Raw genomic sequence first — 16,272 nt, forward strand, 5'->3', positions numbered from 1 at the left:
GTGTCACCGCCAGGTTTTCTTTTTCTTCCAGCGCCGCTCGCCGCGCACGCCGGTTTCCTTCATGCCGAGATAGAACTCCTTGATGTCCTCCTTCTCGCGCAGCCGAGCGCAGGTGTCTTCCATCACGATGCGGCCGTTCTCCAGCACGTAGCCGTAGTCCGAGGCGTTGAGAGCCATGTTGGCGTTCTGCTCCACCAGCAGGATGGTGGTGCCGCGTTCGCGGTTGATGCGCACCACGATCTCGAAGATCTCCTTGGTGAGCTTCGGACTCAGACCCAGGCTGGGCTCGTCGAGCAGGATCAGGTCGGGGTTGGCCATCAGCGCGCGCGAAATGGCCAGCATCTGCTGCTGCCCGCCCGACAGCAGGCCCGCATCCTGCAGCGCGCGCTCCTTGAGGATGGGGAAGTAGCCAAACACCATCTCCATGTCGCGCGCCACGCCGTCGCGGTCCTTGCGCGTGTAGGCGCCCATCAGCAGGTTGTCGCGCACCGAGAGCAGCGGGAACACCTCGCGCCCCTCGGGCACGTGCAGCAGGCCTTGCTGCACGATGAAGGCGGGGTCGCGGGCCGTGATGTCCTGGCCCTTGAACTCCACCGAGCCCTTGCGCGGGTCGAGGATGCCCGAGATGGTTTTGAGAATAGTGGACTTTCCCGCGCCGTTCGAGCCGAGCACCGTGGCGATCTCGCCCTTGCGTACCTGCAGGCTCACGCCTCGGATCGCCTTGATCGGGCCGTAGGCGCTCTCGACGTTGAGCAGCCTGAGCACGGGCGGGTTGTCGGTGACGGGGGTGATGGCGCTCATGCGGCCCTCCGCAGCGAAGAAACATCGTCCACCGTGCCCAGGTAGGCCTCGATCACGGCGGGGTCGGTCTGCACCTCGCGCGGCGTGCCCATGGCCAGCACCTCGCCCTGGTTCATCGCGAGCACGCGGTCCGAGACCTTGGACACCAGCGACATGTCGTGCTCCACCATCAGCACCGTGATGCCCAGCTCCTGCTGGATGTCCTGGATCCAGAACGCCATGTCGTCGGTCTCCTCCACGTTGAGGCCCGATGAAGGCTCGTCGAGCAGCAGCAGCTGGGGTTCGGTGCACAGCGCGCGCGCCAGTTCCACCACCTTGCGCACGCCATAGGGCAGGCCCGCCACCAGGGTGTCGCGGTAGTGCTGCAGGTGCAGCAGGTCGATGACCTCCTCGGCCTTCAGCCGGGCCTGCAGTTCGGCCTCGCGCGCGGTGGCGGTGAAGAACAGGTCATGCAGCAAGCCCGTGCGGCGGTGCGTGTGCCGGCCGATCAGCAGGTTGTGCAGCACCGTGGCGTGCTCGAACAGCTCGATGTTCTGGAAGGTGCGCGCGATGCCCAGGCGGGCGATGGCATGCGGCGGCTGGGCGGTGAGCCTTTGGCCCTGGTAGTCGATCTCGCCCGTGGTGGGCGTGTAGATCCGGCTGATGAGGTTGAACACCGTGGTCTTGCCGGCACCGTTGGGCCCGATGAGCGTGAACACCTCGCCCTTGCGCACATCGAAGCTCACGTTGTTGACGGCCAGCACGCCGCCGAAGCGCACGCTGAGGTTGCGGGCCGAGAGCAGGATATCGCTCATGTCAGGGATTCCTCGCGGGGTGGCGCTTCATTTCAAGCGGTCCGATTTCTGGAACGACTTCTGCCGCTTGAACATGCCCTTGCGGTAGAACGGGAAAAGCTGCAGCCAGGTCCGGATCTTGAGCCAGCGGCCATACAACCCCATGGGCTCGAACAGCACGAAGGCGATCAGCACCATGCCGTACACGGCGGCCTGCAGGCCCGGCGCCTGGCCGATGGCGGCGGGCAGGTGGTCCTTCACCAGGCTGATGGCCTGCGGCATGGTGATGAGGAAGAGGGCGCCGAGGAACACGCCATGCACCGAACCCAGGCCGCCGATCACGATCATCAGCAGCAGGTCGATGGACTGCAGGATGTTGAACTGGTCGGGCGAGATGAACTGCAGCTTGTGCGCGTACAGCGCACCGGCGATGCCGGCCAGCGCCGCCGACAACGCGAACGACAGCGTCTTGTAGCGTGCCAGGTGGATGCCCATGCTCTGGGCCGAGATCTCCGAGTCGCGGATGGCGACGAAGGCCCGCCCCGTGGGCGCGCGCAGCAGGTTGAGCAGGCCCAGCGTCGCCGCCACCGTGATGGCCAGGCACAGGAAGTAGAAGGCCTCGCCGCTGGCGACCGTCCAGCCGAACATCGAAGGCGCCTTGATGTGCATGCCCGCGTTGCCGCCCGTGACCGATTCCCAGCGCGCGAACACTTCCTCGATGATGAAGCCGAACGACAGCGTGGCCATGCCCAGGTAGATGCCCTTGACGCGCAGCGCCGGCAGCCCCACCACCAGGCCCATCGCGGCCGAGAGCCCGGCGGCGCAGGCCAGTGCCAGGGGGAAGGGCCAGCCCGCGTTGGTGAGCACCGCCTGCGCATAGGCGCCCACGCCGAGGAAGGCGGCATGCCCGAGCGAGAACAGCCCGGTGAAGCCCGCCAGCAGCATCAGCCCCAGGCCGGCGATGGCGTAGATGAGCACGAAGGTGAGTTGCGCCAGCCAATACTCGGCCAGCAGCCAGGGCGCGGCCAACAGGGCCAGCACCAGGGCGCCATACCAGAACACATGGCCGGGGTGCTTGGCCAGGCGGATGTCCTGGCGGTAATCGGTCTTGAAGATGAAACGCATGCGGTCAGACTTTCTTGCGCAACTTTTCGCCGAAGAGCCCGCTGGGCTTGACCATCAGCATGATCAGCACCACCACGTAGGCCGCCACGTCCTTGAAGCCATCGGGCAGATAAAAGCCCGAGAACGATTCGACCAGCCCGATCACCAGCCCGCCCACGATGGCGCCCGGCAGGCTGCTGAAGCCGCCCACCACGGCCGCCGGAAAGGCCTTGAGCCCGATGAAGCCCATGTTGGCGTGCACGAAGGTGATGGGCGCGAGCAGCAACCCGGCGATGGCCGCCACGGCAGCCGCCAGCGCCCACACCAGGCCGTTGAGGCGTTGCACCGGAATGCCCATGTAGTAGGCCGCGAGCTGGTTCTGCGAAGAGGCCTGCATGGCGATGCCCAGCTTGCTGTACTTGAACAGCACGAACAGCAGCAGGCACAGCACGGCGGTGGCGGCGATGATGGCCACCTGCTCGACGTTGACCACCAGCGCGCCGAGGGTCCAGATCTCGTCCTTGTAGGGCACGGGCAGCACATAGGTCTCGGTGCCGATGCCGGGGATCATGGTGATGATGCCGCGCGCCGTGTAGCCCACGCCGATGGTCAGCATCACGATGGAGAAGGCCGGTTGCCCGAGGATGGGGCGCACGATGGCGCGCTCGATCACCATGCCGAAAAGCGCCATGCCCGCGATGGCGCTGAGCACCGCCAGCCAGAACGGGAAACCCATGAGCGTCATGCAGGCCAAGCCCATGAAGGCGCCCAGCATCATCAGCTCGCCCTGGGCGAAACTCACGGTCTCTGTGCCCTTGTAGATCAGCACGAAGCCCAGCGCGATGAGGCCGTAGATACACCCCTGCGACACGCCGCTGATGACCAGCTGCAAAAACTGCACGTTGCCGTCTCCCGGTTGTTGGTGTCCGGTTTATAGCGGTGCACCCGGGGCTTGTCGCTAAGGGTTTTCCGGCGGTGATGTAAACCCCTGTCCCGCGCGAGACAGCGGCGCACGGCGCCCGTGCGCGGAGCGTCGGCGGCGTCAGTCGATGCCGAAGCGCTCGCGCAGGGCCGCGCCGAAGGCTTGCGTACCGCTGAGCGACAAGGTCACGGTATGGCGCGTCTGGCCTGCCTCGCCCGGCTGCCGCGCAAGGCGGCGCGTGGCCTCGTCGTAATGCCATTGGTCGGGCGCCGCGCCCTCGTGCAGCGCCTGCAGGTCGTAGTCCCAGGCATGGCCCTCGTCGATGGGGCCGCGCCGCCCGGCAAAGGCCTGGTGCGCCCAGGCGAGCACTTGCTCCAGTTCGGCCAGCAGCGCCGGCAGGTGCCCGGGCGCGACCGAGGCCATGGCATCCCAGGTGCCCGTTCCCTCTTCGTCTTCGCTGTAGTCAAAATCGAGGTATTGCAGGGTCATGGCGGTGGGGTGGTGCAAGGCGGCAAGGCCGCATTGTCGGGCACCGCGCGCCGGCCCGGAACAAGCCAGGAAAAGAGAGGACACATGAACGAAATGGCAACGCTCCTGCAGGTCGACGGCCTGTGTTTCGCGTACCCGCAGCGCCCGCTGTTCGCCGGCTGGTCGGCCCGCCTGGGTGGGGGCGCCACGCTGGTGCTGGGCGGCGAGAGCAGCGGCAAGACCACGCTGCTGCGCCTGCTGGCGGGCGCCCTGCCAGTCGATGGCGGGCGCCTGGCGCTGCGCGGCGCGGTGCTGGCCGATGCGCCGCAGGCCTACCGCGGCCAGGTGTTCTGGGAAGACCCGCGCTCGGATGCCATCGACCCGCTCACGGTGCGGGACTGGCTGCGGTCGCTGCCCGCGCTGTACCCCGCATGGGACGCGCAGGCCCTGGACGGCCATGTGCGGGGCTTCGGCCTGGAGCCGCACCTGGACAAGGGCTTCTACATGCTGTCCACCGGCAGCCGGCGCAAGGCGCTGATGGCGGCGGCCCTGGCCTCGGGCGCGGCGCTCACGCTCATCGATGAACCCGTGGGCGGGCTCGACCGCCCCTCGGTGCTCTACCTGCAGCAGGCGCTGGCCCACCATGCGCAAGAGCCGCGTGCCCTGGTGGTGGCCCACTACGAAGCTCTGCCGGGCGTGCCCTGGGCCCAGGTGCTCGAATTGCCTGACGCGTGAAACATTCCCTGCGGCGGTACGGCCCTTGCGCGGTGCACCGTGCCGGGAAAGTCCACCAATCTGCCGCGCTTTTGCTTCCTGGGTAGACTGGCCGCTCGCCGCACCTTTCACCACCCCACGAGTCCCGCCATGGATGCCCTTCTTTTCGTGCCAGTGGCCGTCGCCATCTCGCTCACGCCCGGCCCCAACAACTTCTGCGGCCTGAACAACGGCATCCGCGCCGGGGTGGGGGCCGCGATGGTGGCCACGCTCGGGCGCGTGGCGGCGTTCGCGATCTTCCTCGCCATCTCGGCCGTGGGCCTGGGCGCCATGCTGCTGGCCTCCGAGGCAGCGTTCACCGCCGTGAAATGGGTGGGCGCGTGCTACCTGTTCTGGCTGGGCTGGCGTGCCTGGCGCAGCCGCGACTTCAGCGGGTTGGCGCTCGACGACGCCGGCGATGCACCCATGCCCAGCGGGTCCGTGAACCTGCGCGCGCTGATCGCGCAGGAATTCCTGCTCGGCATCACCAACCCCAAGGCCATCATCCTGTTCGCGGCCATCTTCCCGCAGTTCATCGACCCGGCGCAGCCAGCCGCGCGGCAGTTCCTGGTGCTCGGCTCCATCTACCTCGCGGGCGAATTCGTCTCCACGGCGGTCTATGCCACCTGCGGGCGCCAGATCCGCCGCTTCGTGCGCACCTCGCGCGGCGTGGTGCGTCTGAACAAGGCCACGGGCGGCTTCTTCATGGGCGCGGGCGGCCTGCTGCTGGCCACCCACCGCTGAACGGGCCCGCACCGCCGCTGCTTCGGTAAAGCCAAGGTAAAACCCGCCCCTGCGAAGGGCGGGGTGGCGCGGGGGCTGGCTACCATACGCGCTGGCTCCACTCCGCTGTGCTTTCACCATGCGTTCTTCCCCACTGATCCACCGGCGCCGCCGGCCCGCATCGCACCAGGCGGGGCGCGCGCGATGGTGGATCGCCGGCCTGCTGCTGGCCGTGGCGCTGGCGGGCGCGGGCGGCTGGTGGTGGAAGCAACGCCAGGCCGGCGATGCAGCCTCCACGGCAGCCCCTGGCGCACCGGCGGCGAACGGGCGCAAGGCCGGCGGGCCGGGGCGCTTTGGCGGCGGCCAGGTGCAGCCCGTCTCGGTGGGCGAGGTGCAGCGCCGGGACATGCGCGTGCTTGTCAGCGCCATCGGCACCATGAGCGCCCGCGCCACGGCCGTGGTGCGCGCGCGCGTCAGCGGCGAGCTGATGGCGCTGCGCTTCAAGGAGGGCGACGAGGTGCAGGCCGGCCAGCTGCTGGCCGAGATCGACCCGCGCAGCTTCCAGGCCGCGCTGGGCCAGGCGCAGGGCACGCTGCAGCGCGACCAGGCCCTGCTCAAGAATGCCCGGCTCGACCTGGCGCGCTACCAGGAGCTGCTGACCACGGATTCCATCGCCAGCCAGCAGGTGGACACGCAGGCCGCCCTGGTGCGCCAGCTCGAAGGCACCGTGGCGGCGGGGCAGGCGCAGGTGGACGCGGCGCGCCTGCAGCTGGGCTACACCAAGGTCACCGCGCCGTTCGCCGGCCGCCTGGGCCTGCGCCAGGCCGACCGGGGCAACGTGGTCGGCCCGACGGACGCCAACGGCATCGTCAGCATCAACCAGGTCCGGCCCATCGACGCCGCCTTCGCCGTGCCCGAGGTGCACCTCGCGCAGATCAACCAGCGCCTGGGCGAGGGCGCGCGCATGCCCGTGGAGCTGTGGGACCGCGAGCAAAAGCGCCTGCTGGCGCGCGGGCGCCTGGCCGCGCTCGACAACGCCATCGACACCACCACCGGCACCGTGAAGGTCAAGGCGGCCTTCGCCAACGACGACGGCGCCCTGTTCCCCAACCAGTTCGTGAACGTCAAGCTGCAGGTGAACCTGCTTGAAGGCGTGCTCACCGTGCCCGCCACGGCGGTGCAGAACAACTATGTGTACCTCGTGCAGCAGGACGGCACCGTGACACAGCGGCGCATCCGCGTGGGCGTGGCCGATGGCGATCGCGTGAGCGTGGAGGGCGAGCTGCGGGAGGGCGACCAGGTCGTCACCGACGGCATCGACCGCCTGCGCGAGGGCGCCAAGGTGGCCGTTATCGACGCGGGCGCCGCCGCGCGCGCCGACGAGGCCGCGCAGGAGAACGGTGGCCGGCGCGCCGCCTTCCTGCGCAGCCTCACGCAGGAAGAGCGCGACAAGCTCGCCGCCATGTCGCCCGAGGAGCGGCGTGCCTTCATCCGCGCGCGCCGCGCGCAGCAGGGCGATGCCGCCGGAGCGCCCGCCGCGCCGGCCTTCGCCGCGTCCACATCGGCCGCACCGGCCGCGCCAGCGGCGCGCGGTGGGGCCTCGGAGCCCGCGCGCCGCGCGCCGGCCAGCGTGCCTGCACCGGCCGACGGCGCCGCGCCCGCGCAGGCCGCCAGCCTGCCGCCCGAGGTGCGTGACTTCCTGCGCCAGATGCCCGCGCAGGAGCGCGAGAAGCTTGCCGCCATGCCGCCCGAAGAGCGGCGCGCCTTCATCCGCGCGCGCATGGCCGAGCAGCGCGCCGCCGGTGCCTCCGCGCCGGCCTCGCGCTGACGCTTTAGCGACCCCACGGGCAAGGCCGCCATGAACCTTTCGCGCATCTTCATCCTGCGCCCCATCGCCACGTCCCTGCTGATGGTGGCCATCCTGATCGCGGGCCTGATGGCCTACCGGCTGCTGCCCACCTCGGCCCTGCCCGAGGTCGACTACCCCACGATCCAGGTCACCACGCTCTACCCGGGCGCCAGCCCCGACGTGATGACCTCCAACGTCACCGCGCCGCTGGAGCGCCAGTTCGGCCAGATGCCGGGCCTGGCGCAGATGTCGTCCACCAGCTCGGGCGGGGCCTCGGTCATCACGCTGCGCTTCGCGCTCGACATGCACCTCGACGTGGCCGAGCAGCAGGTGCAGGCGGCCATCAACGCCGGCGGCAACCTGCTGCCGAACGACCTGCCCATGCCGCCGATCTACAGCAAGGTCAACCCGGCGGACGCGCCCATCCTCACGCTGGCCATCACCTCGCCCTCGCTGCCGGTCATCCGCGTCAATGACCTGGTGGAGAACCGCCTCGCACCCAAGCTCTCGCAGGTGCAGGGCGTGGGGCTGGTGGCCATCGTCGGCGGGCGCCGGCCGGCGGTGCGCATCCAGGCCAACCCCACGGCGCTGGCGCAATTGGGCATGACGCTCGAAGACGTGCGCGCCGCCATCGCGGCGGCCAACGTCAAGCAGGCCAAGGGCGGCTTCGACGGCCCCGCGCGCGCCTCCACCATCGACGCCAACGACCAGCTCCAGTCCGCCGCCGAGTACCGCGACCTCATCCTCGCCTTCAAGAATGGCGCGCCCGTGCGCCTCAAGGACGTGGCGCAGACGGTGGACGAGGCCGAGAACATGCGCCTGGCTGCCTGGGCCGGCGCGCCCGGCACTGGCGCCAAGCCCGGCGTGATCCTGAACATCCGCCGCCAGCCCGGCGCCAACGTGATCGACACGGTGGACCGCATCAAGGCCCTGCTGCCGCAACTGCAGAGCACGCTGCCCGCCTCGCTCGACGTGCAGGTGCTCACCGACCGAACGGTCACCGTGCGCGCCTCGGTGCGCGACATGCAGGTGGAGCTGGGCCTGGCCGTGCTGCTGGTGGTGGCCGTGATCTTCGTTTTTCTGCGCAGCCCCTCGGCCACGCTCATCCCCAGCGTGGCGGTGCCGCTGTCGCTCATCGGCACCTGCGGCGTGATGTACCTCGCGGGCTTCTCGGTGAACAACCTCACACTGATGGCGCTGACCATCTCCACCGGCTTCGTGGTGGACGACGCCATCGTGATGATCGAGAACATCGCCCGCTACGTCGAGAAGGGCGAGCCACCGTTGCAGGCCGCGCTGGCCGGGTCCAAGCAGATCGGCTTCACCATCATCTCGCTCACCATCTCGCTGATCGCGGTGCTGATCCCGCTGCTGTTCATGGGCGACGTGGTGGGTCGGCTGTTCCACGAGTTCGCCATCACCATGGCCGTGGCCATCCTGATCTCGGCCGTGGTCTCGCTCACGCTCACGCCCATGCTGTGCGCGCGGCTGCTGCGCCACACGCCCGAGGAAAGCCATGGCCGCCTGTACCAGGCCACGGGCCGCTTCTTCGAGCGCACCATCGCCGGCTATGGCCGCATGCTGGCCTGGGTGCTGAACCACCGGGGCTGGACCTGGGTGGTGTTCCTGGCCACGCTGGCGCTCACCGTACTGCTCTACCTGTTCATTCCCAAGGGCTTCTTCCCGGTGCAGGACACGGGCACGCTGCAGGCCACCACCGAGGCCGACCAGGCCATCTCCTTCGCCGGCATGGCCGAACGCCAGCAGGCCGTGGCCGAGCGCCTGCTGCAGGACCCGGCCGTGCGCAGCGTCTCGTCCTTCATCGGCGTGGACGGCGCCAACACCACGCTGAATACCGGGCGCCTGCTCATCGACCTGCAGCCCCACGCGCAGCGCGACAAAGCCGCCGTGGTGCAGCAGCGGCTGTTGGAGCGCGTGCACGACCTGCCCGGCATCCGCCTGTTCATCCAGCCGGTGCAGGACCTCACCATCGAGGACCGCGTGGCGCGCACGCAGTACCAGTGGCTGCTGTCCTCGCCCGACACGCAGCAGCTCTACCAGAGCACCGCCGCGCTGCTGCAGCGCCTGCGCGCGCTGCCCGGCCTGACCGACGTGGCCAGCGACCTGCAGGACCAGGGCAAGCAGGCCTATGTGCAGATCGACCGCGCCCAGGCCAGCCGCCTGGGCGTGACGGTGGCGGGCATCGACACCGCGCTCTACAACGCCTTCGGCCAGCGGCTCATCTCCACCATCTTCACCCAGTCCAACCAGTACCGCGTGGTGCTGGAGGTGGCGCCGCAGTTCAAGATCGGCCCCGAGGCGCTGCAGAGCATCCATGTGCCGTCAAGCGCCGGCGCGCCCGTGCCGCTGTCGTCGGTGGCGCGCATCGAGGAGCGCAGCATGCCCCTGGTGGTCAACCACGTGGGCCAGTTGCCGGCCGCCACGATTTCGTTCAACACCGCGCCGGGCGTCTCGCTGGGCGACGCCGTGGCCGCCATCGAGCGCGAAAAGGCCGCCGCACAGGCCGAGGGGCTGCTGCCGCTGTCGGTGGACACCCGCTTCCAGGGCGCGGCGCTGGCGTTCCAGGCGTCGCTGCCGTCCACGCTGCTGCTGATCCTGGCGGCGGTGGTGACGATGTACATCGTGCTGGGCGTGCTCTACGAGAGCACGGTGCACCCGGTCACCATCCTCTCCACGCTGCCGTCGGCGGGCGTGGGCGCGCTGCTGGCGCTGATGGCGGCGGGGCTGGACCTGGACATCATCGCCATCATCGGCATCGTGCTCTTGATCGGCATCGTGAAGAAGAACGCGATCATGATGATCGACTTTGCGCTCGAAGCGCAGCGCGAGGAGGGCCTGAGCGCGCGCGACGCCATCTTCCAGGCCTGCCTGCTGCGGTTCCGGCCGATCTTGATGACCACGCTGGCGGCATTGCTGGGGGCGCTGCCGATGATGGTGGGCACGGGGGTGGGCAGCGAGCTGCGGCATCCGCTGGGGGTGACGATGGTGGGCGGGCTGATCCTGAGCCAGTTGCTCACGCTGTTCACCACGCCGGTGATCTACCTCACGTTCGAGGGGTGGGCGCAGCGGTGGCGGGATCGGCGGGTTGAGGTGAAAAGTGCCTGAAGCGCTTGTTTTATGCGCGCTGGCAGCTATGTTTTTGGAAGCATGCTCTCGTGCTTTTGCGGAGAGCAGAGGCCGGGATGTCGCCCCGGCGGGCGACTCACTTTTCTTTGCTTCGCCAAAGAAAAGTAAGCAAAAGAAAGGCGACCCTGCTGTGCGTGTCCCTCCGCTTCGCTGCGGGCAACCTGCGATGCTCATGCGCGGGGTGCGCCGCGTAACTCACTGCGCTGCTGCGCAGCTCCGTTCGAACAAACGCGGCGAGTCAGTTCACGAAGCGGGTGTGTCCTTCGGCACACCCGCCACCCCGCGCCCTGCGCTTCTCGGCACGCACAGAAGGGAACCCGGGGATCGGACAGCCATACGGGCCATCGCTGCGCTCGGCCTGGCTTTCGCAGCGCGAGGCGCGTGCGCCCGCGAGACCGGGCCGAGCGTAGCGATGGCCCGTGGGGCTGCTCGGCTGTCCACCCCCTGCTGGCTGCGCCTGCGGCGGGGCGGTTGTGGGGTGGGCATGCGCGTCGGAGCGCGCATGCTTCGTGAACTGACTCGCCGTGGTTGTTCGAGCGCAGCGCGCCAGCGCGTAGCGAGTTCCACGGCGCACCCCGCAAGCGCACCGCCGCAGGTTTGCCCCGGAGCGCAGCGCAGGGGTCGCAGACTGGGGGGCGCCTTTTCTTTGGTGACTTTCTTTTGGCGAAGCAAAAGAAAGTTACTGCCCTGCCGGGGGCACATCCCGGCCTCTCCCCTCCAACAAAGCACGCTATCAAAAATGATAGCTACCAGCGCAACACCCATAAGCGCTAGACCCCAAAAACATATCAAAAGAGGCGAAAAATGAGCCTCTCCACCCCCTTCATCCACCGCCCCATCGGCACCATGCTCCTCACCCTGGGCCTGGCCCTGGCCGGCGCGGTGTCGTACTTCCTGCTGCCCGTGGCCCCGCTGCCGCAGGTGGACTACCCCACCATCTCCGTCAGCGCCAGCCTGCCCGGCGCCAGCCCCGACACCATGGCCGCCACCGTGGCCACGCCGCTGGAGCGCTCGCTCGGCGCCATCGCGGGCGTCAACGAGATCACCTCGCGCTCCATCCTGGGCAGCACCTCCATCACGCTGCAGTTCGACCTGAGCCGCGACGTGGACAGCGCCGCGCGCGACGTGCAGGCCGCCATCAACGCCGCGCGCACGCTGCTGCCCACGGGCATGCCCAGCAACCCGACCTACCGCAAGGTCAACCCGGCCGACGCGCCCATCATGATCCTGGCGCTCACCTCCGACCGGCTCACGCGCGGGCAGATGTACGACGCCGCCTCCACCGTGCTGGCGCAAAAGCTCTCGCAGGTCGAGGGCGTGGGCCAGGCCACGGTGAGCGGCGGCGCGCTGCCCGCCGTGCGGGTGGAGCTGGACCCGGTGCGCCTGGCCAGCCACGGCATCTCGCTGGAGCAGGTGCGCGCGGCCATCACCAGCACCAACGCCAACCGGCCGCTGGGCGCCGTGGAGCGCGATCAGCACTACTGGCAGATCGCCGCCAACGACCAGGCGCGCGTGGCCGCCGACTACGCGCCGCTGGTGCTGCGCTGGAAGAACGGCAACGCCGTGCGCCTACAGGACGTGGCCGAGGTGGTCGATTCGGTGCAGGACGTGCGCAACTACGGCGTGGCCAATGGCAAGCCCGCCATCCTGCTGCAGGTCTACAAGCAGCCGGGCGCCAACATCATCGAGGCCGTGGACCGGGTGCGCGCGCTGCTGCCGCAGCTCCAGGCGTCCATTCCGCCTGCCATCGACGTCGAGATCGTCTCCGACCGCACGCCCACGCTGCGCGCCTCGGTGCGCGAGGTGGAGCGCGCGCTCCTCGTCGCCGTGGCGCTGGTGATCCTGGTGGTGTTCCTGTTCCTGCGCAACGCGCGCGCCACGCTCATTCCCAGCGTGGCGGTGCCGGTGTCGCTGGCGGGCACCTTCGGCGTGATGTACCTGGCGGGCTACACGCTCGACAACCTCTCGCTCATGGCGCTCACCGTGGCCACGGGCTTCGTGGTGGACGACGCCATCGTGGTGCTGGAGAACATCATGCGCCACATGGAGCGCGGCAAAACGGCCCTGCGCGCCGCGCTCGACGGCGCGCGCGAGATCGGCTTCACCGTGGTGTCCATGAGCCTGTCGCTCATCGCCGTGTTCGTGCCCATCCTGTTCATGGGCGGCATCGTGGGGCGGTTCTTCCGCGAGTTCGCCGTCGTCATGTCCTCGGCCATCCTGGTGTCCATGGTGGTCTCGCTCACCACCACGCCCATGATGTGCGCGGCGCTGCTGAAAACCCATGGGCCGGCGGCGCAGGCCGGCGGCTTGCCGTGGGCGCGGCTGCTGCACCGGGTGAACCGCTGGTTCGACCGGCTGGCCGCGCGCGGCCTGCGCGGCTACCGGCGCAGCCTGGCCTGGTGCCTGCGCCACCAGCCCGTGCTGCTGCTGGCGCTGGCGGGCGTGGTGGGTTGCAACGTGACCCTCTACACCGCCATCGACAAGGGTTTCATGCCCGAGCAGGACACCGGCCGCATCTCGGGCTTCATCCGGGCCGACCAGGCCACCTCGTTCCAGGCCATGGAGCAGCGGCTGAAGCGCTTCCTGGCCATCGTGCAGGCGGACCCGGCCGTGGAGCATGTGACCGGCTTCACCGGCGGCTGGCAGCGCAACGCCGCGCAGATGTTCATGACGCTCAAGCGCGGCCCGGGGCAGGAGCCGTCCGAGAAGGTCATCGCGCGGCTGCGCGAGCAGCTTAAGAACGAGCCGGGCGCGCGCCTGTTCATGACGCCCCAGCGCGACGTGCGCATCGGCGGGCGCCAGAGCAGCGCCTCGTTCGACTACACCCTGCAGGCCGACGACATTGCCGAGCTGCGCACCTGGGAGCCGCGCATCCGCCAGGCGCTGAGCCAGTTGCCCGAGCTGGAAGACGTGAACAGCGACGTGCAGGACTACGGCCTGCAGACCACGCTGGTCATCGACCGCGACGCCGCCACGCGCCTGGGCCTCGCCATGGCGCAGATCGACGCCACGCTCAACGACGCCTTCGGCCAGCGCCAGGTGGGCGTGATCTACAACCCGCTCAACCAGTACCGCGTGGTCATGGAGGCCGCGCCGCGCTACCTGCAAAGCCCCGAGACGCTGCGCGGCTTCTTCTTCGTCAACGCCCAGGGGCAGCAGATTCCGCTCACGGCGTTCGCGCGCATCACCACCACCAACACACCGCTGTCGGTCAGCCACGAACGCGGCACGCCGGCCAGCAGCATCAGCTTCAGCCTGGCGCAGGGTGTCTCGCTCTCGCAGGCCACCGAGGCGGTGAACAACGCCGTGGCCGAACTGGGCGTGCCCGTGTCCATCCGGGGCACCTTCAGCGGCACGGCCGGGGCCTTCCAGCAGGCGCTGGCCGGGCAGCCGCTGCTGATTTTGGCCGCCATCCTCACCATCTACCTCGTGCTGGGCATGCTGTACGAAAGCCTGGTGCACCCCATCACCATCCTCTCCACGCTGCCCTCGGCCGGCGTGGGCGCGCTGCTGGCGCTGATGCTGTTCAAGACCGAGTTCTCGCTCATCGCGTTCATCGGCGTCATCCTGCTCATCGGCATCGTGAAGAAGAACGCCATCATGATGATCGACTTCGCCCTGGCGCGGCAACGCAAGGGGCCGGTGAGCGCCGCTCAGGCCATCTACCGCGCCTGCCACCTGCGCCTGCGCCCCATCCTCATGACCACCATGGCCGCCATCTTCGGCGCGCTGCCCCTGGCCCTGGGCCGGGGCGACGGCGCCGAGCTGCGCCAGCCGCTGGGCATCGCCATCGTCGGCGGCCTGCTGGTGAGCCAATGGCTCACGCTCTACACCACGCCCGTGGTGTACGTGGCCCTCGACCGCCTGCGCGCCCGCGTGCAACGCGCCACGGCGCGCCGCCGCCTGGCGCACGCCCCGGCGCCCGCGCTGCAAGGAGATACCTGATGCCTTTTGAATACTCCTGTTTTGATAGCTGCTCGCGCTTTTTCCATAAGGGCTTTAGGCCGATTTTGCTTGCAAATGTGGCGCTACTGGCCGCGTGCGGCAGCCTGCAGCCGCCGCACGAGCGCCCCGCCATGGACGTGCCCGCCGCTTACAAGGAGGGCGCGCCCGGCAGCGCCATGTGGCAAACCGCCCAGCCGCAAGACAGCGTGCCCGACGCCTGGTGGACCCTGTTCGCCGACCCCGCGCTCGACGCCCTGCAGGAGCGCGCCGCCAGCGGCAACCAGAACGTGGCCCTGGCCGTGGCCCGCCTGCGCGCCGCCCGCGCGGCCGTGGACGGCGCCAGCACCGCCACCCTGCCCAGCCTGGGTGCCAACGCCAGCAGCAGCCGCGCGCGCAGCGGCAGCATCGCCCAGGACGGCAGCACCACGGCGCGCACCACCAGCAGCCACGCGCTGGGCTTGAGCGCCGGCTGGGAGCTGGACCTGTGGGGGCGCCTGTCGGGCGGCGTGGACGCCGCGCGCGCCAACGCCCAGGCCAGCGCCGACGACCTGGCCGCCATGCGCCTGTCGGTGCAGGCCACGGTGGCGCAAACCTACTTTGCCCTGCGCGCCGCCGAGGCGCAGCAGCAACTGCTGGAGGAAACCCTGGCCACCTACGACCGCAGCTGGGAACTCACGCGCAATCGCCAGCGCGCGGGCGTGGTCTCGATAGCCGACGTGGCCCAGGCCGAGGCGCAGTACAAATCCACCCAGGTGCAGCTGCTCGAAGCGCGCACCAGCCGCGCCCAGCTGGAGCACGCCCTGGCCGCGCTCACCGGCCAGGCCCCGGCGGCCGTGAGCCTGGGCACCACGGCCACGCTGCCCGCGCCGCCCGCCGTGCCCGCGCAACTGCCCTCGCGCCTGCTGGAGCGCCGCCCCGACATCGCCGCCGCCGAACGCCGCGTGGCCGCCGCCAACGCCCAGATCGGCGTGGCCCGCGCCGCTTTCTTCCCCGCCATCACCCTGTCGGCCACGGCGGGCTTCCGGGGCTCGCAGCTCGGCGATCTGCTCAGCGCCCCGCACCGCTTCTGGTCGCTCGGCCCGGCCCTGGCCGCCGCCCTGTTCGACGGCGGCGCCCGCAGCGCCGCCGTGGAATCCGCCCGCGCCACGCACGACCAGGCCGTTGCCACCTACCGCCAGACCGTGCTGACCGCCCTGCAGGAAGTGGAAGACAGCCTCGCCGCCGCCGCTGCACTGGAGCGCGAGCAGGAACTGCAAGCCGAGGCCGTGGCCGCCGCGCAGCGCGCGCTGGACGTGGTGACGAACCAGTACCGCGCCGGGACGGTGGGCTACCTCAATGTGCTGAGCGCGCAGGCGACGGTGCTGTCGGCGCGGCGCAGTTTGATTGATGTGCGGAACCGGCGGTTGGTTGCGGTGAATGCGCTGCTGAAGAATCTGGCGGGGCGGTGGGAGATGGAAGGGGTGTAGGCAGCGGAAGTGGTAACGGTGCTAGGTTGATTGGCGCAAATCGACCCTGAGCCACCGTTGAGAAGCGCCACCCGGAAGCTGCCATTGATTTGCTGCCCGCTGGCCCACAGTCCCAAACGTGCTGTTGGAAATCCCGGTCTCTGCCTACTGGCAAGCTATAGTTTGCTGAGTTGACGCGTGCCGGGTTTCGCAGAATTTTTATACTTGGCGGTCTCAAATCTGAAGTGCAACACCACCATTGAGAATCAGCGAATGGTAGCGCCCTGGCGCTGCGCAATGGCCTGCATGAACTGCTGGAATGCTTGGTACGGAGACTTCCAG

At 69.4% G+C, this 16,272-nt stretch carries 11 protein-coding genes; 6 read left to right on the forward strand and 5 right to left on the reverse strand.

Annotated features, from left to right (window positions below):
• Nucleotides 1-3: 3 nt before the first annotated feature.
• From D8S75_RS13680 to D8S75_RS13700, 5 genes are all read right to left on the reverse strand, one after another.
• Nucleotides 4-801, reverse strand: a complete 798-nt coding sequence (locus tag D8S75_RS13680) for an ABC transporter ATP-binding protein (RefSeq protein WP_119966902.1) — start codon at nt 799-801, stop codon at nt 4-6.
• Entirely contained in the window at nt 798-1,595 is a 798-nt protein-coding gene (locus tag D8S75_RS13685) for an ABC transporter ATP-binding protein (protein WP_119966903.1), read from the reverse strand. The genes D8S75_RS13680 and D8S75_RS13685 overlap by 4 nt, the downstream gene beginning before the upstream one ends.
• A gap of 27 nt (nt 1,596-1,622) precedes the next feature.
• Entirely contained in the window at nt 1,623-2,699 is a 1,077-nt protein-coding gene (locus D8S75_RS13690) for a branched-chain amino acid ABC transporter permease (RefSeq protein WP_119966904.1), read from the reverse strand.
• 4 nt (nt 2,700-2,703) lie between these two features.
• Nucleotides 2,704-3,579 (reverse strand): branched-chain amino acid ABC transporter permease, encoded by an 876-nt coding sequence (locus D8S75_RS13695; protein WP_119966905.1) that lies wholly within the window; start codon nt 3,577-3,579, stop codon nt 2,704-2,706.
• Nucleotides 3,580-3,720: 141 nt separating this feature from the next.
• Nucleotides 3,721-4,089 (reverse strand): hypothetical protein, encoded by a 369-nt coding sequence (locus tag D8S75_RS13700; protein ID WP_119966906.1) that lies wholly within the window; start codon nt 4,087-4,089, stop codon nt 3,721-3,723.
• A gap of 84 nt (nt 4,090-4,173) precedes the next feature.
• Between D8S75_RS13700 and D8S75_RS13705 the strand changes: the two genes are divergently transcribed.
• From D8S75_RS13705 to D8S75_RS13730, 6 genes are all read left to right on the forward strand, one after another.
• Entirely contained in the window at nt 4,174-4,803 is a 630-nt protein-coding gene (locus D8S75_RS13705) for an ABC transporter ATP-binding protein (RefSeq protein ID WP_119966907.1), read from the forward strand.
• A gap of 129 nt (nt 4,804-4,932) precedes the next feature.
• A complete protein-coding gene (locus tag D8S75_RS13710; protein ID WP_119966908.1) occupies nt 4,933-5,565 on the forward strand; it encodes a LysE family translocator in 633 nt (210 codons plus the stop codon).
• 118 nt (nt 5,566-5,683) lie between these two features.
• Entirely contained in the window at nt 5,684-7,372 is a 1,689-nt protein-coding gene (locus tag D8S75_RS13715) for an MdtA/MuxA family multidrug efflux RND transporter periplasmic adaptor subunit (protein WP_119966909.1), read from the forward strand.
• Between the two features lie 30 nt (nt 7,373-7,402).
• Complete coding sequence (locus D8S75_RS13720) at nt 7,403-10,519, forward strand: MdtB/MuxB family multidrug efflux RND transporter permease subunit (protein ID WP_119966910.1); 3,117 nt, start codon at nt 7,403-7,405, stop codon at nt 10,517-10,519.
• An 825-nt stretch (nt 10,520-11,344) separates the two neighbouring features.
• Nucleotides 11,345-14,485: an efflux RND transporter permease subunit gene (locus D8S75_RS13725; protein WP_119966911.1), complete on the forward strand. Its 3,141-nt coding sequence runs from the start codon at nt 11,345-11,347 to the stop codon at nt 14,483-14,485.
• A complete protein-coding gene (locus D8S75_RS13730; protein ID WP_119966912.1) occupies nt 14,485-15,951 on the forward strand; it encodes an efflux transporter outer membrane subunit in 1,467 nt (488 codons plus the stop codon). Before D8S75_RS13725 ends, D8S75_RS13730 begins: the two co-directional genes overlap by 1 nt.
• Nucleotides 15,952-16,272: the final 321 nt, after the last annotated feature.

This window comes from Simplicispira lacusdiani (genome assembly GCF_003604195.1).
GTDB classification, from domain to species: Bacteria; Pseudomonadota; Gammaproteobacteria; order Burkholderiales; family Burkholderiaceae_C; genus Simplicispira; species Simplicispira lacusdiani.